We start from the raw sequence: 20,304 nt of genomic DNA, 5'->3' as shown, positions 1-20,304 counted from the left end.
AGGTAACCTGATGCAAGACGGGTTGGCCGCACGTTTACCACCTCAACCAATTGACATCGAAATCAGAGGAGACCCGAGTCTTCCAGTCCAGTTGTTCAAGATGAGTTTGGCAGGCGCCACAAGCAGGAAAAATAGGGTGGCGTGGGTATCAGGTCGATCTGAAGAGCATCGCCATCAGGCCTGATGGTGACAACAGGGAAGCCCTCCCAAAAAGGAAGGAAATATCGCGCCTAAGAACGCCGGTTTGCCAGATGTGTTTGCTCGCACTGGACTTGCCCCTACAAAACCGGACACCAACTCCCCGTTAAATTGATGCTGGCGCCAAGCGCCTGAACTCCCTCGGTGAACGGTAATTCAAGGCGCTGTGCGGATGCTGCTCGTTGTAATGCTCGAAGGCAATTGCCAAGTTACGCAACGCCGTTTCTCGATCCGGCTTGGGCATGTGCGCCACGTAGTCACGCTTGATCGTCTTCACGAAGCTCTCGGCCATGCCGTTGCTCTGCGGGCTGCGCACCGGGGTGGTCACCGGCTGCAAGCCGATCTGTCGAGCAAACAGGCGTGTCTGTTCGGCGGTGTACGCCGAGCCGTTGTCGCTTAGCCATTGCACCGGCGTGACGGGCAGTTGATCACCAAAGCGCTTCTCCACGCTTTCCAGCATCAAGTCGCGGATATCATCGCCGCTGTACCCGGTCGGGCTCGCGACCCAGCCGATGGCCTCGCGATCACAGCAGTCCAGGGCGAAGGTCACGCTCAGTTTGGCCCCGTCCTCGCAGCGGAACTCAAAGCCGTCCGAGCACCAACGCGTATCGCTGGTTTTCACCGCAATACGGCCTTCGTGCCGACGCGGCACGCCGGGCTGTTTGAGTCGACGTTCCAACAGCAAGTTGTGATCACGCATGACCCGGTAAACTCGTTTCACGTTGATCGCCGGCAGCGACTGGGTTTCACGGGCGCGACGCAGCAATCCCCAGACACGACGGTAGCCATAGCTGGGAAGCTCGCTGACCTGTTGCTGGATTTCGACCACCAGCGCAGCATCGTCCACAGGCCTACTTCGCCGTACTTTGGGCGATACCGATTGCTTGATTCGAACCGTTAATTGCGAGCGCGCCACACCGAGACATTCGCTGACCAGCTTCACTGGTCGTCCCCCGGCAACAAGGGTGAGTGCGCAATCCATTTTCGCGACCGGGCGATCTCCACGGCCTCTTTGAGGATTTCGGCTTCCATCGTTTTCTTGCCCAGCATCCGTTGCAGTTCACGGATCTGCTTGAGCGCATCGCTCAGCTCGGAGGCAGGCACCACGGCTTCGCCAGCACTGACCGCCGACAGGCTGCCGTCCTGATACAGCTTGCGCCACAAGAACAGCTGATTGGCATTGATGCCGTTGCGCCGAGCGACGACCGACACACTTTGTCCTGGCTCAAGGCTCTCGCGAACCATGGCCAGCTTTTGCTCTGGGCTCCAGCGGCGCCGCCGCTCCTGGCCCAAAAGCTCCCCACTCTTATCGTTGCTGTTAGTCATAAACATAACCGTTTGCCTATCCCTTATCGTAAGGGGGAAACAGTGTCCTGTCTTTCATGGGGCTCGTTCACGCACGAACATCATCAATCAAATCGGCGTTCTTGTTTTCGGTGTTTGCCGGGATTCCATGAAGAACCTTAGATAAGCCCAAGGGGTGGCTGACAGTGATGAACTGCCTGGTTTGGCGCACAAACGAAAGCGCGTAGCCTCATAAAGTCAGAGGTGGATTATAGAAAGCGCTTGATTGTTGACATAGAGAAACAATCAATCTTGCTGACGAGGGCTAATCATTCAGAGAATAAACCATATCCTTGAGTGGGGTTCGATCAATAGGTATTGGTCGGTATCAATCATTTAGCGCTTCTAAAACATAGATCAGCAATTGAAGCTTAAAAAAAGCGCCAGTGTAATTCAACATATAGATATGGGGATTTTTATGAAGTATTCAAGTCTATTGGCCAGGGCAATGCTTTCTTTCTGCGCAGTACATCTGTCTTATGCGCAGGCGGCATCCGTTGATACCCCGGCGCCATTTAAGAAAGAGAATATTTACGGCGTGTGGAGCAAAAATATTTTTGCAGACGCTTCAATTGTTCAGGGCGCCTATAAAACCATTTATATTGCCGGCATGGCGGCGGAAGACTCAATTACTGGGAAAATTGCTCATCTTGGTGATTTCTCTGCTCAATGCAAGATGTCCTACGACAAAATACGTAAAGTGTTACAAGCTCAAGGTGGCGATATGGGCGATATCGTTAATATGACCTCCTATGTAACCGATGCTCGCAACATCAAAACGTATCTGGAGTGCCAAAAAGAAAGTCTTGGTACGGCACCGCTACCTCCTAATACCTTTGTTAATATCAGCCAACTTTCATGGCCAGGCATGATGGTCGAGGTGCAAGTGACTGCCGTTATTCCTTTGAAAAACACTGACCAGTAGTTAATCAGCCAAGCGCCTTGAATTGTTCCAGGTTTTCGCCGATAGACGTAGTTTAACTGCCTTGGGTCAGTTTTCGGTCAGCGGCGACAATAGTCATGCAGCACTGATACTGGACAGGCCGTGGTTATTGACCTGGAATTTGAGGGGGCGCTTTCAATACTGGCATTGGCTCAATGAGAGCGAACCTAAGTAGAGTTTTTCTGGGACGGGACATTACTGTACTGCCGCTGGATAATCCCTCTATGGATTGTATCTTTAGAACGCTCCTGATCTCTCTCGACCAGGAAGCGTCCGCAGCAGATTTTCTTATATGTGTTTAGCTTCAGCGAAAGGTATTTTTATCAGATGCGAGCCATGATACCAATAGTTTAGTGACAGTCATTGGTCGTTCAATCGATGGCATATGCCCACAATCTTCAACAACTTCCAAGGTGGCGTTTGGTAATTTATCGAGCATCAGCTCTTGCATGGTCTTCGAAAATAACTGATCTTGAGCACCATAAATAATCAGCGTAGGCATATCCGCTGCTGGTAGCTTTTCTGAGATATCCTGCGCGCTGATCAAGACATTAGTTTGATTAATCAGACTCTCGCAAGAGAGATTCTGCCCCGCAGCCATCTGGGCTAATAAAACACCATCTTCGGCCCTCTCTGGGTCTACACAGGATGGATTGAGTGTTTGCCAGTAATCTTCGGGGATAGCGCCTTCACGCAAAGGCTCAAGCATGCCTTGCTTGAAGAATGTCCGTTGCTCATCAGGTACATTGCCTGGAAAAGTTCCTACAAGAATTAAGCGCTCCACACGCTCCGGCGCTTTAATGGCCACATGCTGTGCAATAAAGCCTCCTAACGAATGCCCCAGCAAAATGAAGGTTTCTGGCGCCCGCCGCAATACTTCGTCCGCCATGTCACTAGCATTGCTCTGATTAGAGACAACAATGGTTTCGATATCATATTGCTCAGCAAGATGCTGGATTTGATATTGCCACAGGCGATCGCCATCGTTGCTCCAGCCTGGGAGAATCACTAGCTTTTTCCGTTCTTGCATAATATTACCTCTTTGGACTATGGCCGAATCATGGATGATTGATACAAAGGCAATCAATAGTTTTCAGCAACCTATCAAGCAGTGCGCGATAGACACTGACAACTATTCTGATCGCAGGGACTGACCAGCGACACAACACCGACAAAACCAAGTATAACGTTCAACCCTCAAGGACTCTGTTATATATGGGCTTGTTGCAGTAGCGAGTAGCTTTCTGTATCTCGCATCTGGCATTGTTCTCCCAATACCTCCTCTTCACGCAACCAGCACTGCTGCAGGAAATCCACAAATACTCGGATCTTTTTCGGTATATACCTTCGTTCTGGCATCACCGCATGAATTTTGAGATCGTTCATTTCCCAGTCCGGTAATACGCGCCCAAGCTGTCCCCGCTGTAACTCTTGTTTAACCGCAAATTCCGGAATACGTAGCACGCCAGCGCCGTGCAGAGTGGCGTCTTTTAACGCCAGGCTGGAGTTCGCCTGTAAGCGAGAGACCAAGGCCATGCGAAACTTTTCCTCGCCCCGCCTCAACTCCCACGTCTGCCCCCACGCAACCAAGCTGTACAGCAGACAATCATGCTCATGAAGGTCTTCCGGTCGTTGCGGGCGACCACGCTTTTCCAGATACGCTGGCGCGGCACAGAGCACTACTCGGCTGGTGGCTATGCAACGAGCGATCAGGCTTGAATCGCGAAGGTCGCCAATGCGTATCGCTACATCAAGGCCTTCCATGATCAGATCGTGAATCATGTCATCGAAGTGTAAATCAACCGTTATCTGCGGGTAGCACTCAAGAAAGGAGGCTAACCAGGGTGCTATATGCAAAAGACCAAAACTCAGCGGGACGCTAGCGCGAATCGTGCCACGGGGTCGGGAATGGATTTCGCTGACGGCATCCTCCGCCACTAGCGCTTCTCGGCAGACTTTTTGCGCATGCTCCAGGTAGATTAGGCCTGCTTCGGTAAGACTTAGTCTACGGGTAGTGCGATGCAATAGCCGGGCGCCTAAATGAGCTTCAAGAGCCGCCAATCGCTTACTGATCGCTGCTTTGGATAGGCCCAGGGTTTGGCTGGCAGCGACAAAACTGCCTAGTTCGGCGACACGGACGAAAGCAAGTAACCCGATCAAATCAGGATTATGTTGTAGAAAGTGCTTGACTGTTGACATAGGAACGAAGCCTATCTAGCTGATAAGAGCTAATCGTCCAGAGAATAAACTATTTTCTTGTGTGGAACACGAGATTGGCTATTTAAAAACAAGCTAGAGGAATTCAATATTTAAATATAAGGGACCTTATTAGCTATTCAGGTTTATTGATTGACGCATCGATTCCTACTTACCATATCCGGCTACAAGCTTCTCTTTCTTTTCCCGCAAGCGTTTCAGATGAGGACATCCACATTCAAGCCAGTTCTCGGCAACCCTGGTTAAGCAATCTGTGACATTGGAATCATGAGTCCGAAGTAATCTTCGGCGATGCAGTAAAGGCCTGACACTGGCTCGCGCTGGATACCGATAAGGCATTTTTCTACGATGACGCGCTACGCAACGCGCACGGGTCAAACCAGCAATTTTGCTAGAGCAGGCTATGAGCCGTGAACAGACAGACTGGGCAATGCCCCAGACAAACTGGTCATGCCCAGTCGTTGTCAGAAAACTCAAGGTTGACTGTCTTGAAACAGACAAGCGCTTTGTATCGATGATTGGGAAAGACGCCTCATCGACACACATAATGGAAAGCATCTTGCCACTGTCAGAAAAAAATCTTTCAGTGGTCGCTGAAGGGGTAGAAATGCCAGAACGACAAAAGTCCCGGAAAGAACTAAAGTCGAATATCTGCAAGGCTACTTACATAGCCGCCCTTACCTCTTGATATATTTATCGAACAGGTCGAGCACAAGCACAGCCTGCACAACTCAATAAAGCACCACTATCAGGTCGTGTCCGTCCACGACCTTACTGGGGCGTTCTAGCCTGCATATTCCCGGCAATTATATGGAACACAATGACCGATGCCATGCCGATCGCTCCACCCAGCAATACATGCGTGAGACGCTCGAGCGCATCAGCCACCGACTGGTTCGCCAGAACGATTGAAAGAGCGACGAGGGTGCAGCGAAAAAAATAGGCAACGACATACCTTTCAAAGGCCACCAGCGTTAGAAAGGTTGCCAGCGTGGCGACGGTCACGCTTATACCCGAATGCGGGATAACGAACGTCCCGAGCGCAATGCCCAAGGGCACACCGGCCACGACACCGATAGCCCGGCTGCGCAGTTTTGCCCGAGCCGAATCCACCGTGCCGGCAATAACGCTGGCGGCTCCCCAGATCATCCACTGTCCGTGATGCATCGTATTGTATTCAACTAACGCAGCCGCGAGCCCCACGCCGACAACCATGGCCGCCATCGTTTCGCCATAGGACGTCGCCGGTCCGAAGTCTCCCAGCCTCGAAAACCACCGCATGCCGCTGATATTGCCCCGCGCCCTCCGGGACTTGAACACAGCGACCGCAAAAGTGGGAATCAGCGGAATGAGCAGATAGGGAAGAAACCTCAAGGCCTCATCCAGATGCGGTTCCGCGGGAGAACCAAGCTCATTGGCTAAAATGAGCACCGGTATGAAGGTCCAACTCCCCAACGCCCTGAGCTTTGTGCCCGCTGCGGCGATCCAGATGGTGCCCGCGGCCAACAGCATGCACGCCATGACGAAAAGCGCAGGAACCTGTTGCGCGAACAGCAGCAAGTAGATACCCGCGATTACGGTCAGACCATGAAGCAACACGCCCTGGGGAGTGAGCGCGAGCCGCTCCTCAGGGATCATCGTTGCAATCGCGAGGAGCGAAACCTTCAGCCACAACGGATTGGCGGTGATTGCGCAGGCCAGTCCGAAGGGGGCCAGCACAATCACTGCTCTGACGAGCGCCCTGCCCTTGATTTCCCCCGCAAGGCGGGCATTCAAGGGAGCATCGGCACGCATCAGAGGCTTTCCATGTCGTCGACCGTAATGATGCGTGCGATGGCCGACATCAGTTTCATCGAGTCCTGGTGTTCACTTTCATCGCCGGCAGCGCACGCGTCTTCCGCGATCAACACCTGATAGTCCCGATCATGCGCATCACGGACCGTCGCCTGCACCGCCCATGAACTGCTGACGCCCGCCACGATGAGTCGCTCGATCTTATTGGCGCGCAGGACGGCCTCAAGCGGCGTTGCATAAAAGGCACTGACGCGGGGTTTTACTATCACCAGGTCGTCAGCGGTTACTTTGAGTTCCGGGTGGAAATCGGTGCCTCGCTCACCAAGCTTCAATGCACCGAACTGGGCAGCTCGCCCGAACATCGGAGAGGATTTGGGCTGGTCGAGATAGTTCGGAGCGAATCCAACCTTGACCAGCAGCTTTAGCCATCCGTTGGACTCGGCAATGGCAAGCGCCCGGTTTGCCTTCCTGATGATGTCGCGCTGGGCTGCGTGCGCGGCCGACCGAGCGATTTTCCCATCTGGATGCATGATATCGATAATGTAATCAAGGCCAATGAATGCTGTGTTCATGGTTGCTCCAGTTTGTCGTGGGTAGATGGGTTTTCAAATTTGGCGATGCGCTCAAGCAGCATTCCAGCGTCTGCCAGCAGTTGCTGTTCCTGAGGAGTCAGGCAAGCCAGCATCGTCGCCGCGAGCCATTCGTCGCGACCGATTCGGTTTCGATGCAATGCCTCACGCCCATCCTCGGTCAGGCTGACCCGTACCTTGCGACGATCCTGGGCGTCGGGAGTGCGCTGAATCAGGCCCATGCCCTCCAGCGCACGCAGCTGTGAGGCGAGATTGGGCGAGCGCATCTGCTCTGTCGCCGCAAGCGCAGAGGGCGTCGCTTCTCCAGCAAAGCGATCGATGGCGCCAAGCAAGGCAAGTTGAGCGAGTGGAATCGAGCCGCCTCGCGTTTCTCGGCGCAAACGGCGAACGACCGCCATGATCTGGCCGCGCAGGCGGGAGGCATCGCCTGATGTACTGTCATGTCTTTTCATAAAGCCTACAATATAATAGTTATAGTTATATAACAATATTGCTCACGCACATTGCTGGTCCTGGGAATCTGGATGGCGACTCCCCCGCTTGCCCACGGCTTTTTGAACCTCTTCGTGGCCAGGTCTCAAGCTGACCTCGGCTTCGGCGCTCGGCCCTGCCCTGCGCATTCCGCGACCTGGACTTCATCTAGGCCCGGCCGCTATGCCATTCCTCGAACTGGGTTCCGTTCTTCCTGCGAACCGCGTGCTCTCGATCGCCATGGGCAAGTGCGCCGCTGCGCCGGCACATGATTAGCACGCCCGGCGCCGTAACGATCCGGCACGGCAGGCGATATACTGAGGAACAGGTAGCCGGCCTTGAGCTCGGTGTCGAAGGCCTGGGCTTTCAGGGTGGCGCCGGCGCTGGAAAACGCCGTCGGGGCTTTACCAATGGCTGCCAGTGCAGACCCGACATCTGATCGAGGACGATGTGAGCATGGACGGGCGAATACACATTGTGACCGCTAGGTTGAGAATGAAGGTAGCCGACTCCAGGGATGTAAACAGCAACACCTACACCTTCATCGTTAGACCCAAACCAAGAAGTCGACCACCGTCATTCAGCCACTGGATGTCCGGCACATGACGGCCGCCCCAGGCGTATGCCCACGTCCAGGCACCGTCTCGTAAAACCTCACCGCCATCGCGGGTTCCGTTTGCACGGGTGAGCAGCCCAGGGACAGGACGAACGCCCCGCTTTCCCCTTGCCAGAAACGCCAGCGCCCGGCGCTCAGCGGGTCCAGGTTCTGGCAGGAAAACCCGATCTGTCCCGGTACTGCCAAGGAAAAGGAAAAACTGTCCAGGGGGATCGACAGGCCCTGGCCGCAGGCCTTGATATAGGCTTCCTTCAAGGTCCAGAACGTTATAAAGGCCGACGCTCGTTCAGCCTCCGCCAGGCCGGACAGGTGTCGCACCTCGTGGGGGGAAAAAAAACGTTCGGCCAGTTCCAGGTCGACCGCCCGATGCCGGGACTCCACATCGATACCGACGCTGCTTTCCAAGGTCAGCGCCAGCACCACCAGGCCCTCGGTATGGGACAGGTTGAAGGCCATCGGTACAGCCGGCGCGACAACGGCCGGCTTACCCCAGGCGTTACTGGCGAACACCCACTGCTGCGGCGCCACCCACGGCGCATACAGCGACAAGGTCGAACGCAGCAGCGCCCGGGTGACCAGGTACTGATGGCGATGGCGGGCAAACATGAAGCGGCCCATGCGCTCGGTTTCCTCGACACTCAGCCAGGAGCGATACAGCGCCAGCAGCCCCTCGTCGCCAATCTCTTCGTCCCGGACGCTCCAGACATGGATGTCCCCGGGCACGAGCCGCAAAGGCCGATCCTCAAGCGCGCTCACAGCGGCCCCAGGCATAACAAGGCCTTGTTGGCGATATGCCGCTCCGATGGATAGCCGAATGCATTGTTGATGTAGGTCACCCCCTCCAGGGTGACGCGGCGATTGAGGTGGCTGTGCCCATAGATATGGGTCTGGGCCCCCAGACGGCGCACTTGCCGCTCCAGGCGCGCCGAGCCCAGCACCGGATACAGGTAGCGATACTGGGGCGGTACGCCGGCCGGCATCAGGTCGATCCTGGGCAGGAAATGGGAGAACGACACGATATGCCGGACCCCCTGGGTATCGGGCGGCCGGTTGAGCTCGTCGAACACCCGGCTCACCGCCTCGTCGTCATGGCCGTCCCACTGGCAGGCCGCGAAGTCCATCCAGTTGCTGCGCAACGTCTCGTTGAACGGGCCGAAGGAATAGTCATACCAGCCCAGCAGCGGCACGATCAGGGTACTGCCCACGCGACACGCCTGAGTATGGACCCCGGCGTCGCGGCAGGCCTGGGTGACCGTGCGGTACTTGTCGAACGACGAGCTCAGGTCCGAGCGAATCACCCACAGGTCGTGATTGCCCGGCACGAAGCACACATGCCGGAAACGCCTGCTCAACTGCTCGAGGCTGGCCCTGAGCAGGCCTATTTCATCGGCGACGTCCCCCGCCACGATCAGGGTGTCGTCGAGGAAGTCTTCGCGAGACAACCGATCAAGCCATTTCCAGTTCTGCGGATGGTCGGTATGAAGATCTGACACGGTAAATAGCCGCATGGGGGTACCCCGGTAAGCACACGCATTGGAAACAGCCCGCTTGCGCGGGCTTGGGCATCAGACGGCATCGGTTGCCGCGACCGGCGCCGCGGGCACATCCTGCTCCGGACGGGGGCTGAGACGGATTTTCAGGTCATTCGGCACCGCCGAGGTGGTGAACACCTCCTTCACCTGGTCCTTGTCGATCAACTCCAGCTCGAAGTATTTGACCAGCATCGCCACTGCCACTTTCAGCTCAAGATTGGCCATAGGTGCTGCAGGGCACGAACGTGGACCGAATCCGAAGGGAAATTGCTTCTGCCGTGCCTCTTTCGTATCGATCAAGGCTTGCTGTTCGTCCAGCCAGCGATAGGGGTTGAATACCGAGTCTTCCGGCAGATTCTTCAAACCGTCGACTCGGGTCAGGACAATAATCTTGGTGCCCTTTTCCAGCACGATATCGTCGATGACCGTATCCTCGAGGGGCTCCACGAACAACCCAGGCACTGTGGACTTGACCCTGAAGGTTTCTTCGATGACGGCCTCCGTCAGCGGCAGGTCGACCAGATCGTTATAGTCAAGCTGATGCAGATTCAAGCGAGCGACTTCGCGGCGCAGGTTGTCCTGCAAGGCCGGGTCCTGCCCGAGAAAAAAAAACAGCCAGCTGAGCATCGCCGACGTGGTGCCTTCCCCGGCCAGAATCAGAGCCATCATGTTAGCGAAAAGCTCATCTTCGCTGAGCGCTCCGTCGTCACTGTCTGTCGCCTCGAGCATGGTATGCAGAATGCAATGGGGGCCCACGTCTTCCTGGCGGCGCATACGCGCCTGGGTATCTCTGGCGATGCCGACCGCCAAGCTCTTGAGTTCATTCAAGGAGCGGTCGAAACGATGGTCAGACGGCAGCTTAAGCACTCGCCAATAAGGCACCACCGTCTGCACGCGATTATTGATGGTGTTGACCACATCCTGGAAGATTTGTAGCGACTGGCTATCGTTGCTTTCCAGGCTCTTGAGGTCGAAACCGAATACCAGCAAGCAACTGACATCCACCGAAAAGCGCCGCAGGTCCTCCCGCAGGTCCAGCGACTGCCCCAGGTTGCTGCGCAGGCGATCGCGCAACTTGAGGGCAGTAGTGGCGATCTGTGGGGTGAACGCCACCAGGCTGCGCTTGGAAAACGCCGGCATGATCAGCCGCCGCTGGCGTTTCCAGGCCTCCCCTTCATCGGTAAACATACTGCTGAAGCCGACCTCATCGAACAGTTTGGCCATCTCCTTCATGCGCCGGAACTGCGAAGGCCGGTGCTTGAGGATGTGGCGTACCTGCTCCGGCCTGCTGAAGACAGCGAAGTGCATATGGGCCATTTGCAAGTGGAATGGTTCGTGGTGAAAGTCCCGCGACCATTGCTCAAGCGACAGGAAAAAGGAGGTTTTTTCCAACTGGTGCAGATTACCCAGCAAGGGCAGGCCACGGCGTTTTGGTAGATCCTTGAGCGTTCTCATAACTATTAACCTCGATGTGAGTTGATCAAAACATATAAGTGGGTGTGGGGCCGTCAGGCCCCGGTCTTTCTGCTGTCGTGCAGCGCAACGGCCATGTCCGAGGGCGGCAAACGGATTTCGGGAGTGAACAACGGCGGTTCAAGGTCATTGCCGACGATGGCTTGCAGAACCTGAGCGACATACGCCGTGACCTGGTTGATGCTTTGCGTCGGTTCGATAAACAGGTGGTTGCCCTCGAAGGCCTTGAAGGTGAATCCCGCACTGCTCAGGTGTCGCCAGCCGTTTACATCGGCCTCTGGCACTTGGATGTCCGCCAATCCATGCAAGCCAGAAATCGGCAACTCCAAGGGCGACGGCGTGCCCGGCTGGAAGCGGTCGACCATCTCGAACGTGGCCACCAGGGAGGGCAACTGCGCATGGATCAGCTCACGGCTGAAATTGAATACCCCGGCCTGCTTCATGGAAAATTCCAGCGCGTCGATCAACTTGCCGATCACCGACTCGGCGCCGGGCTGGCAGATGTCGTCCAGCGAGGGCATCCGCTCCAGGCCGTGCTGGCGATAAACCTCGAGCATGCCGCGGATCACCGGATTGACCTCCTGGCGCGGCGCGGAATAGGCCGCCGCGAACAGATGCCGGGGCAACGGTTTGCCGACCGCCCGCAGATGCAGGCACCAGACATACGCCATCAGCGCTCCGGCACTGTGGCCGTACAGGGCAAAGGGCTGGTCCAGTTCATCGCCCAGGATCTCGGTCAAGGTCGCGGCCAAAGTCCACATATCCTGGAGCGGTCTTTCACGCAGCCGATCGCCGCGGTTGGGCAGTTCGATGGGACGCACCTCCACATAATCAGGCAGCAAGGCCTGCCACTCCTTGAATACCGTGGTGGGCATGTGTGCGTAGGGGAAGCAGTACAGGCGAATCCGACTGCCTGGTCGCGCCTGCCCGCGCAGCCAGCGGTTCTTGTCCCGAGACCAGGGCGCAAGCTGGGTAAAGGGTGAAAACCCGTTGTCCGCCGCTGGCTGTGCAGGACTGACCGGGTGCGCTACCTCGGCGCCGTTTGCCGCGCCCGGCCGCACCTGCTCCAGCAGTTGGCGCAGGGTCATCTTGAACAGGCCGCTGATGGCGACCTGCTGATGATCCAGGCGTTTTTGCAGCTTGATCAGCATCAGCGAATCCATGCCCAGCTCCAGCAACGCCTTGTCCAGGTCGATCTCCTCGGGAGCGCAGTCCAGCAGCTCGGCAATGATCGCCAGCAACCCGGCGCTGGACAGTCCTCCCGCCTCGGCCAGCCGCGTCTGCACGGCGTCGGACAGTTCGCGATTGCTCGCCGCCAGCTGCTGCAGACTGGCGCGACCGCAGGTGACCAGGCTTTCGCCGCGGCTGTCCAGCAGCGCCCAGGCGGTCTGGAAGCGGCGCACAGCGCTGGCCGGGATGGCCTCAACTGTCGGCGCGTGCAGCAGATTGACCAGGCGATACGCCTCCTCCCGGCGCAAGGGGCCGTTGAGGTAAATGTCCTCCATCGCGGTGGTCATGTAGGGCACGTTCCCGTCGCTGTCGGCCAGCAGGATCGACGGCTGCAAGGCCGCATCGATCAGCCCCGGATGGGCGCCAAAGGCATAACCACCGGGCTCGAACTGTGCGGTCAGGGTCGACAGGCTGAAGCGCTCGTGGAACCGGCACTCGTCGATGGCCCGTACGAAGCCGCCGGCGGGAAAGCCCATTTGCGTGTAACGAGCGTAAAACGCCGTTTCGTCCAGGGTCCGGTTCAGCGTGCCAGGGCTTTGCAACACCGCGGCCAGATGCGCCTGTGCCGAAGTATCGGCCTGGGCCATCGAGGCGAAATCCACCAGGGCTTCGGCCGTCTGCATCCAGGCGCCCGGGTGCTGCACCAGGGCCCGATAATCGAACCTCAGGCGATAAGCCTCGGCGGCCAGTGGCTCGATGCTCATCCGCACCTGGGTGGTGACGTTGTGGGCGATCAGCAGCGGCGACTGGAAGTCGAAACGGCTGACATGCAGGGTGCTGCGCCCGAAGCAGTCACGAAACACCTGGTAGATGGCCTCCAGATAGAAGCCGACATGGAAATTTCCGGTGTCCAGCAAGCCCGGGGTCTGCGCTGGCAGGGTGAACAGCGCCTCGCGGGTAGCATTGCCCTGCCCCGAGTACGCCACCTTCAGGAAGGCATCGGGCGCAGTGGCCACGGCGGGCGCGGCAGCGGGAGCCGCACGCCGCGCCCAGTAGGCCTTGAGCGCCAGTCTGGGCCGTGGGTAATGGGCGAGGAACAGCCGCTCGCGCTCAGGGGCTGGCGCTGGCGTGTCCACCGAGGTGAGCACGACATGGGCGTTGACCCCGCCAAAGCCGAAGGAGCTGACCCCGGCCACCCGGCCCGTCCCGTCCCAGTCCAGAGGACGGTCCGGCAGGCGAAACGCCGGCTGGCTCGGCGCCAGCAACGGATTGAGGGTCGCCAGGTGGTTATTGCCGGGGACTCTTCCCAGGTAGAGGCACAAGGCGGCCTTGATCACGCTGGCGATGCCGGCGGCGGGTTCCAGGTGGCCGATATTGGTTTTCAGGCAACCGAGAATGCAACCCTCGCCGGTGCCACGCCCGTCATTGAGCACATTGCCCAGGGCTTCGATCTCCACCGGGTCGCCCAGGTAGGTGCCAGTGCCGTGGGTCTCGACGTAGCCGGCCTGGGCCGGCGCCAGGCCGGCGCGCTGGAAGGCCTGGCGGATCACTTCTTCCTGGGCCAGGCCGTTGGGCGCGGTCATGCCGTTGCTCTTGCCGTCCTGGTTGACCGCAGAACCGGCAATCAGCGCATACACCCGCGCATCCGGGTGTTGCGCCAGGTGCTGGCGCGCATCGGCCTCACGTTGCAGGACAATCATGCCCACGCCCTCTCCCGGCACATAGCCGTCGGCCCTGGCATCGAACGTCTGGCAGCGGCCCGAGGGCGACAACATGCCCGAGTCCTGCAACAGACGGGTCAGGGCCGGGCTCAGGTTGAGGCTGACGCCGCCCACCAGGGCGAAGTCGATCTGCCCGCTGCGCAGGTACTGGCAGGCGATATCGATGGCCACCAGGGTCGAGGAACAGGCCGTGTCCAGCACCAGGCTGGGGCCGCGGAAACCGAAGTGGTAGGACAGCCGGTTGGCGGCGATGGAGCCCGCGTTGCCGGTGGCGATGAACAGCGCATTGTCCTTGTCGTAGTCATTGGCGAACTGCATGTATTCGCTGGCGTACTGCGCAATGAAGACCCCGGTGCACGCAAAGCCCGGATGGTCCTTGATCCCCGCGTCCTCGATGGCCCGGTGGGCATTGAGCAGCAGCAGGCGCTGCTGGGGGTCCATGAAGCGCGCCTCCCGAGGCGAGATATTGAACAGGCCCGGGTCGAACAGCTCGATGTCGTCCAGGTAACCGCCATGGATACCCAGCAGGTCCTGGTCGCTGAAGCTATCGTTGAGGCCCAGCAGGTCGCGCCGGGCCCTGGGGTAGTGGCCGACCCCGTCGAAGCCTGCGCACAACTGCTCCCAGAACCTTGGCAGGTCGGGCGCCTTGGGGAACTGCCCGGACATACCGACGATGGCAATGGCGGCGTAATCCTCGGCCGGCCGGGTGACCGGCGACTGACCGATGGCCGCCGGGGCTGGATCGCGGCTGTCGCTCAGCGGGCCTTGCTGACGATTGGCGGCGATGTAGTCGGCCAGGGCACGGATCGTCGGATAACGAAAGATCGCCGATGGCAGTACCTGATAGGCCAGGCGCTGGGACAAGGTGGAGAAGAACGCCAGCGAGTTGACCGAGTCCAGGCCCATCTCGGCGAACGTCTGGTCTGGATGGATATCTTCCAACCCCAGCAGCCGTTGCAGTTCGTCACGCAGCAGCGCGCTGATGTCGAGCGGTTCGCCCGCTGCGGCCCGGGCTGTTGCCATCGCCTGTACCGCCGGCTTGCGCAGGCGCTCGCGGTAATGGGCAAACACCGGCAGGGTCTGTATCGCCGGGTTGATCGCGGCAAACCGGTCCCAATCGGCATCAAACACAATGCACTCGTCGATGGCGTTGGCCAGGATACGTTCGAGCAACATCACCCCTTGCTCGGGGGTCAGCATGCGCATGCCCAGGGCATCGAAAAAGGCCCGGTGATTGTGCGCCACCGCCATCCCGGCGCCGTCCCAGTCGGTCCACTGGATCAGTTGCGCCGGCAAGCGCCGTTGCCGACGCTCGGCGGCGAAGGCCACCAGGCCGGCATTGGCGGCGCTGTAGGCGCTCAGGCCGTTGCCCTGCATGCCCTCCACCGCCGAGATCGACGAAAACAGGCAGAAATAGCGCAGCGGGTCTCCCAGCGTGAGCCGTTCCAACAGTTGCGCGCCCACCAGTTTCGGCCGGGCAACGTCGGCCAGCAGGGTCGCCGAGGTCGCCTGGATGGCAACGGCTTCGGTGGTCACGCCGGCCAGGTGGAACACGCCGCTGATCGGCCCGCCGAGGATCGGGCGCAAGCCGTCCAGTTGCCGGGCCAGGGCGGCTTCGTCGCTCAAGTCCGATTGCACGTAGTGCAGCCGCACGCCCTGTTCCCGGGCCAGGCTGTCAATCAGCGCCTGCCCGGTGGTGCCTGCGCTCAGGCTGGGATGCCGCAGCGGCGCCGACAGCGGTTTGCGGCCAATGACGATCAGCGATTTCAAGCCTTTACTCACCAGCCAGCGCAATACAGTCAAGCCGATCCCGCCGAAACCGCCGGTGACAATCATGCTGCCCGACAGGTCCGGCGCCGGGTCCGAGGCGGGATCACGGGCAATGGCCAGCGGTTGCAAGGCCGGGGTCAGGCACTGGTCGCCCTGCCAGCGCAAGCGCAGGTGCGGCTGCCGGCAATGCAGGTGCCGGACGATCTACTCCAGGCGGGTGCCGTCCAGGCTGTCGGTGTCCAGCACCAGGCTGCCGATTTCCGGGATTTCGTAGCGCAGGAAACTGAAGTACTTCGCCAGGCTTTCCTGAACTCCATCGGTCTGGCCGTCATGGGTCAGGTTCAGCAGCACCAGCTTCAGGCCCTTGCGGGTCACGGCCAGGCCCGCGCCGGCAATGCACAGCTCTCCCGGTTCGCCGATGGCGCAATGACTGCCGTCCTCGCGCAGCAGGTAAAGCCGGGTGTTGGCAATGGGGCGGCCGATGGACACCGGTTGCCCGGGCTCAAGCTTCTGGAGCGTCGACCAGATGGTGGTTTCGGTCGGCCCGTACATGTTCCAGACGGCGTTCCCGGCCTGTTCGAAACAGCTTTTCAGGGCATCCGACAAGGGCTCGCCGCCACAGAGGATGCGCAATTGCGCCGAGGGCTGCCAGCCGGCGTGGAACAGCATCATCCAGGTCGCCGGCGTCGCCTGCATGAGGCTGGGCTGGACCCGGGCAATCAGGCTCATCAGTTGGCTGGCGTCGCCCGCGGTCTCGGCCGGGCAGATATGGCAGCGAGCGCCGACGACCAATGGCAGGAGCAGCTCCAGCCCGGAAATATCGAAGCAATGGGTGGTCACCGCCAGCAAGGTGTCAGCGGCGGACATGCCGGGCTCTTCGGCCATCGACAGGAGAAAGTTGCTCAACGCACGATGGCTGATCATCACCCCCTTGGGTTGGCCAGTGCTGCCAGAGGTGTAGATGATGTAGGCCAGGCTGCCGGCAGCCGCCGCCGACTCCGGCAAGTGCGCCCGGCACGCGGCTACAAGCGGCCATTGGCGGTCCAGGGCAAGGCTGCTGCAGTGCTCGCCCAGCAGCGCGGCGAGCCTCGGCTCGACCGCTGCCTGGGTCAGCACCCAGTGGCTGTCGCTGTCCTCGAGCATGTAGCGCAAGCGCTGTTCGGGGTACGCCGGGTCCAGCGGGATATAAGTAGCGCCGACCCGGGCGATGGCGAGCATCGCCAGCACCAGATCGGGGGAACGGTTCATGAAAATCGCGACCCGCGAGCCGGTGCCCACCCCCTGCCCGGCCAGGTAGGCAGCCAGCTGGGTGCTTTTTTCCGCCAATTGGCGATAACTCAGGCTGTGCTGCGCATCCGCCAGGGCAATCGCGTCCGGCGTCGCCCGGGACCGGGCCTCGAATAACTGATGAAAACCCGCTTGGTCGTCGAAGTCGCGCGTGCTGACACTCCACGCCGATGGGACAGGATTGACTGACATGGGCTACTCCCCTGAACGGCCGGTGATTTCGTTGAGAAGAATGTGAAGGTTGCTCAGGTCCTTGCCGAACTGATTGATCGAATGGCTGTACCTGAGACCGTTGGGGCGGGTGTATTTGATGAAGTTGGCCAGCGAGCCGGTGGCGCTCAGATCGACGAACAGCGCCTGGTTGCCGCTGTTCGAGAGGTGCTTGATCAAGCCATGGAAGTCGACGCTCTGGCGAATGATGCGCCACAGGTAGTCCCGGGCGTTCGAGAGGTCGCCGGCATGGATGGCCCGGGCAAACGTGGAGGAGTAATAGGGAATGCCCGGCGCCTTGAAATCGATACCCTCGAGGATCGCCAGGACCTTGTCCCGCACCGGCTCGATATGGCTGGAGTGAAACGGATACTGGACGGGCAGTTCGATGGAAATCACCCCCATGGCGTCCAGGCCTTGCCTGATCCGGGCCAGATCCGCCTGGGCGCCGGCGACACAGAAATTGTCGGCGAAGTTGATCCCGGCCAATTCCACCCCCCGGTACAGCTCAGGGTGTTGCTGGAGGTGCTCCACGGGCGCCAGGACGCTCAACATCCCGCCCTTGGGGCCATGCTCGGCCAACACCCGCGCCTGGCGCAGGGTCAGGCGCAGCCCGTCCTGCCAGGACAGGCAGCCGCTGACCGTCAAGCCGATGTACTCACCCAGGCTGTAGCCCAGGACGGCTTTTGGCTCGACCCCCTCGGCGCGCATCATAGCAGTCAGGCTGTAACCGATGGCGAACAGCGCGGGATGGGTTTGCAGGATCGAGTCGAACGGCTCATACACCCGCCGCGATTCATCGTAGATAACCTTGACCAGGGAAAACCCCACCTCCGCTTCCACCAGCGCGCTGCAGGCATCCATCTGCTGGCGAAAGGCCGGGTTGTGCTGGTACAGCTCGCGTCCCATCTGAAAGTACTGGGTGCCCTGCCCGCCATACATGAAGATCGTGTCCTGCATCGACGAGGCAACCGGGGCCGGCGCCGCGGCGGGTGGCAGGATGACCATCGGCGCCTTGAGAATCTTGTCGGTCAGCTTGGTCAGGACAGTGCCGGGCCCGAGTTCTTCGATCGGCTGGATATCCTGGGTCAGCAGCCAGGAAATACTTTCGTACCACTTCACCGGATGAGTTATCTGGCCACTGAGGATGGCGGCGTAATCGCCCTGCGGATAAGGGCGCGCCGTCATGTTCGAGATGACAGGGGTCGCCAGGGGTTGCAGCGCGAACCCTGCCAGATAGCTGGCGAACTCGCGTTCGACGTTCTTCATGTAGCGCGAGTGAAAGGCCGCGCTGACATTCAGCGGGAAATAACTGGCGCCGGCCTGCTCGAAGATGACTCGGGTACGTTCGTCGGCAATGTGGTCGTGCAGGCCGGAAAGAATGATCTGATCCGGTGAATTGATATTGGCCAGGTCGATGCTGTCCAGGCCCTTGTCGCGCAGGATGGTACGGACTGTTTCCTCGCCCAGCCCCAGCACGGCGGCCATGCCCCCCTTGGGCGCCTGGCTCATCAGGTGGCCCCGGCGCTGGACCAGTTGCAGCCCGGTGGTGAAATCAAAGCCTCCAGCAGCAAACAGCGCGCAGTATTCGCCCAGGGAATGACCGGCGAAATACGCCACCTGCTCGTTCCCGGAAGCGCTCTGCAACCGATCCAGGTACGTCAGCGCACTGACCGTATAGAGCGCCGGCTGGGTGTATTCAGTCTGGTTCAGGCGCTGATCCCGGTCTTCGAGACACAGGTCGACGATGGAGTAACCGAGAATGTCGCTGGCCAGGTCCGTATAGGTTTTGAACTTGTCGAAAACCTCCTCGCCCATGCCCTTGAATTGCGAACCCTGGCCGGGAAAAACATAGATCTTTTGCATTCAATCACCTTTTAGCAGGCACAACTGGACCTCAAATTAATATTGGATTCAGGCATGCCACACATTCAGCTGATAGCAGAGCCACACAGTTTGCAAGAACACTTGCAAGTACTGATCGACCACAGAGAAGTTCACCAACCCAATCAATTCGACAATCAAATAGCCATTAAAAACCGCAACCAAAAGTATCACAGAGGACCAACTCTTCCAGTGAAATCGCGGCACCCATTTATAAAAAAAAATTCACACGCCACCCAACTGCAGAGTGTGTCAAGCCCCACTACCCACTGCACATAAATACCCATAAAAATAAAATTCAAATCCATTAACTAACTATTTAAAAACATTAACCAACTATTTAATTGAAACTTCTTTGAGTCGCCCAACAAAAATTTGAAGCATTTAATATGCTGATCAGGTCGGGCCCTGGAAGGGATTGATTGCCTCGATCGAATCGTATTATCCGAACGGCGAAGGGGGCATTCGCAGCATCCGTTGCTCGCCATGTCGCGGGCTCACTCGATGCAGAACTGGTTCGACTACAGCGATCCGGCGATGGAGGAAGCCCTCTACGAGACCACGATCTCGTGCCAGCTTTTCGGGACCGCCTCTCGATGAGGCGGGCGATTCTCAAGCTTCGGCGCCTGCTGGGAAAACATGAATTAGCGGCCGGGGTTTTGCAGGTCATCAACGGCTATCTGGGTGACCGTGGCAAGCAACCCGGCGCGAGTGCTTCTTCGACGAGATAGAGCAGGTCGAGCCATGGAGCCGGTTGCTTGCCTTGATCAAGGCGCATTCCCCAAGGAGGCAAACGTCTACCGGCAACAAGCAGATATTGCCCGACTAAAATGAAACGGCCTCCACGAAACCCAGGGGCGATTCAGGGGCCGGGATTAGTTGAGCGCTACATTCACCTGGCGACACGATGCCTCTCTCATCATGAAACTTTTTTAATAAGCAACCTATTTTATATTGGCAAATTACTAAAACCCTTGGTGGGCTTGCCGAGAGATATGGCATGCGCGATGGCCTGAGCACCAAAGATGATGCTCTGACGCGACCAAGGTGATTAAAATACCCAACCGAATCAACCGTAAAGTTC

Annotated in this window: 14 protein-coding genes and 1 pseudogene; 3 read left to right on the top strand and 12 right to left on the bottom strand. The window is 58.7% G+C overall.

What is annotated here, in order from left to right; translation table 11 throughout:
* Positions 1 to 304 precede the first annotated feature (304 nt).
* Positions 305 to 1,524 (bottom strand): IS3 family transposase gene (locus H0I86_RS13895; RefSeq protein ID WP_373369362.1). Its coding sequence is split into 2 segments (ribosomal slippage): positions 305 to 1,179 and positions 1,179 to 1,524, totalling 1,221 coding nucleotides; the frame shifts between segments, so codons are not numbered across the junction.
* 382 nt (positions 1,525 to 1,906) lie between these two features.
* On the opposite strand from H0I86_RS13895, the gene H0I86_RS13890 reads away from it, so the two are divergent.
* Positions 1,907 to 2,467, top strand: a complete 561-nt coding sequence (locus tag H0I86_RS13890; protein WP_219637319.1) for a RidA family protein — start codon at positions 1,907 to 1,909, stop codon at positions 2,465 to 2,467.
* A gap of 322 nt (positions 2,468 to 2,789) precedes the next feature.
* Here the strand turns inward: H0I86_RS13890 and H0I86_RS13885 are convergent, their stop codons facing one another.
* Together H0I86_RS13885 and H0I86_RS13880 are read right to left on the bottom strand one after the other, a co-directional pair.
* Positions 2,790 to 3,515, bottom strand: coding sequence for an alpha/beta fold hydrolase (locus H0I86_RS13885; RefSeq protein ID WP_180925451.1), 726 nt, complete (start codon positions 3,513 to 3,515; stop codon positions 2,790 to 2,792).
* Positions 3,516 to 3,694: 179 nt separating this feature from the next.
* Positions 3,695 to 4,684, bottom strand: coding sequence for a LysR family transcriptional regulator (locus tag H0I86_RS13880; RefSeq protein WP_180925450.1), 990 nt, complete (start codon positions 4,682 to 4,684; stop codon positions 3,695 to 3,697).
* 421 nt (positions 4,685 to 5,105) lie between these two features.
* On the opposite strand from H0I86_RS13880, the gene H0I86_RS13875 reads away from it, so the two are divergent.
* Positions 5,106 to 5,390: an EAL domain-containing protein gene (locus tag H0I86_RS13875; protein ID WP_180925449.1), complete on the top strand. Its 285-nt coding sequence runs from the start codon at positions 5,106 to 5,108 to the stop codon at positions 5,388 to 5,390.
* Between the two features lie 83 nt (positions 5,391 to 5,473).
* On the opposite strand, the gene H0I86_RS13870 is transcribed toward H0I86_RS13875, so the two are convergent.
* From H0I86_RS13870 to fabD, 9 genes are all read right to left on the bottom strand, one after another.
* Positions 5,474 to 6,496, bottom strand: coding sequence for an FUSC family protein (locus H0I86_RS13870; protein ID WP_180925448.1), 1,023 nt, complete (start codon positions 6,494 to 6,496; stop codon positions 5,474 to 5,476).
* Entirely contained in the window at positions 6,496 to 7,068 is a 573-nt protein-coding gene (locus H0I86_RS13865; protein ID WP_180925447.1) for a cysteine hydrolase family protein, read from the bottom strand. The genes H0I86_RS13870 and H0I86_RS13865 overlap by 1 nt, the downstream gene beginning before the upstream one ends.
* On the bottom strand, positions 7,065 to 7,538 hold the full coding sequence (locus H0I86_RS13860) for a MarR family winged helix-turn-helix transcriptional regulator (protein WP_180925446.1): 474 nt from the start codon (positions 7,536 to 7,538) through the stop codon (positions 7,065 to 7,067). Before H0I86_RS13860 ends, H0I86_RS13865 begins: the two co-directional genes overlap by 4 nt.
* A gap of 599 nt (positions 7,539 to 8,137) precedes the next feature.
* Positions 8,138 to 8,896 carry a 4'-phosphopantetheinyl transferase family protein gene (locus tag H0I86_RS13855; RefSeq protein WP_258019462.1) on the bottom strand — a complete coding sequence of 253 codons (759 nt, stop codon included), beginning with the start codon at positions 8,894 to 8,896 and terminating at the stop codon, positions 8,138 to 8,140.
* Between the two features lie 29 nt (positions 8,897 to 8,925).
* Positions 8,926 to 9,666, bottom strand: coding sequence for a metallophosphoesterase (locus H0I86_RS13850; RefSeq protein ID WP_219637318.1), 741 nt, complete (start codon positions 9,664 to 9,666; stop codon positions 8,926 to 8,928).
* A gap of 72 nt (positions 9,667 to 9,738) precedes the next feature.
* On the bottom strand, positions 9,739 to 11,160 hold the full coding sequence (locus tag H0I86_RS13845; protein ID WP_180925443.1) for a cytochrome P450: 1,422 nt from the start codon (positions 11,158 to 11,160) through the stop codon (positions 9,739 to 9,741).
* A 53-nt stretch (positions 11,161 to 11,213) separates the two neighbouring features.
* The gene (locus H0I86_RS13840; protein ID WP_180925442.1) at positions 11,214 to 16,004 is read right to left on the bottom strand and encodes a beta-ketoacyl synthase N-terminal-like domain-containing protein; all 4,791 of its coding nucleotides are present in this window, start codon (positions 16,002 to 16,004) and stop codon (positions 11,214 to 11,216) included.
* Positions 16,005 to 16,043: 39 nt separating this feature from the next.
* A complete protein-coding gene (locus H0I86_RS13835; protein WP_180925441.1) occupies positions 16,044 to 17,318 on the bottom strand; it encodes an AMP-binding protein in 1,275 nt (424 codons plus the stop codon).
* A 3-nt stretch (positions 17,319 to 17,321) separates the two neighbouring features.
* The gene (gene fabD / locus H0I86_RS13830) at positions 17,322 to 19,202 is read right to left on the bottom strand and encodes an ACP S-malonyltransferase (protein WP_180925440.1); all 1,881 of its coding nucleotides are present in this window, start codon (positions 19,200 to 19,202) and stop codon (positions 17,322 to 17,324) included.
* 412 nt (positions 19,203 to 19,614) lie between these two features.
* On the opposite strand from fabD, the pseudogene H0I86_RS13825 reads away from it, so the two are divergent.
* Positions 19,615 to 19,915: pseudogene (locus H0I86_RS13825) on the top strand (transposase); the annotation flags it as partial.
* Positions 19,916 to 20,304: the final 389 nt, after the last annotated feature.

The sequence above is a fragment of the Pseudomonas chlororaphis subsp. aurantiaca genome (assembly GCF_013466605.1).
GTDB classification, from domain to species: domain Bacteria; phylum Pseudomonadota; class Gammaproteobacteria; order Pseudomonadales; family Pseudomonadaceae; genus Aquipseudomonas; species Aquipseudomonas chlororaphis_I.
The sequence above is the reverse complement of the archived record's forward strand: the minus strand, read 5'-3'. Positions and strand labels throughout refer to the sequence as shown.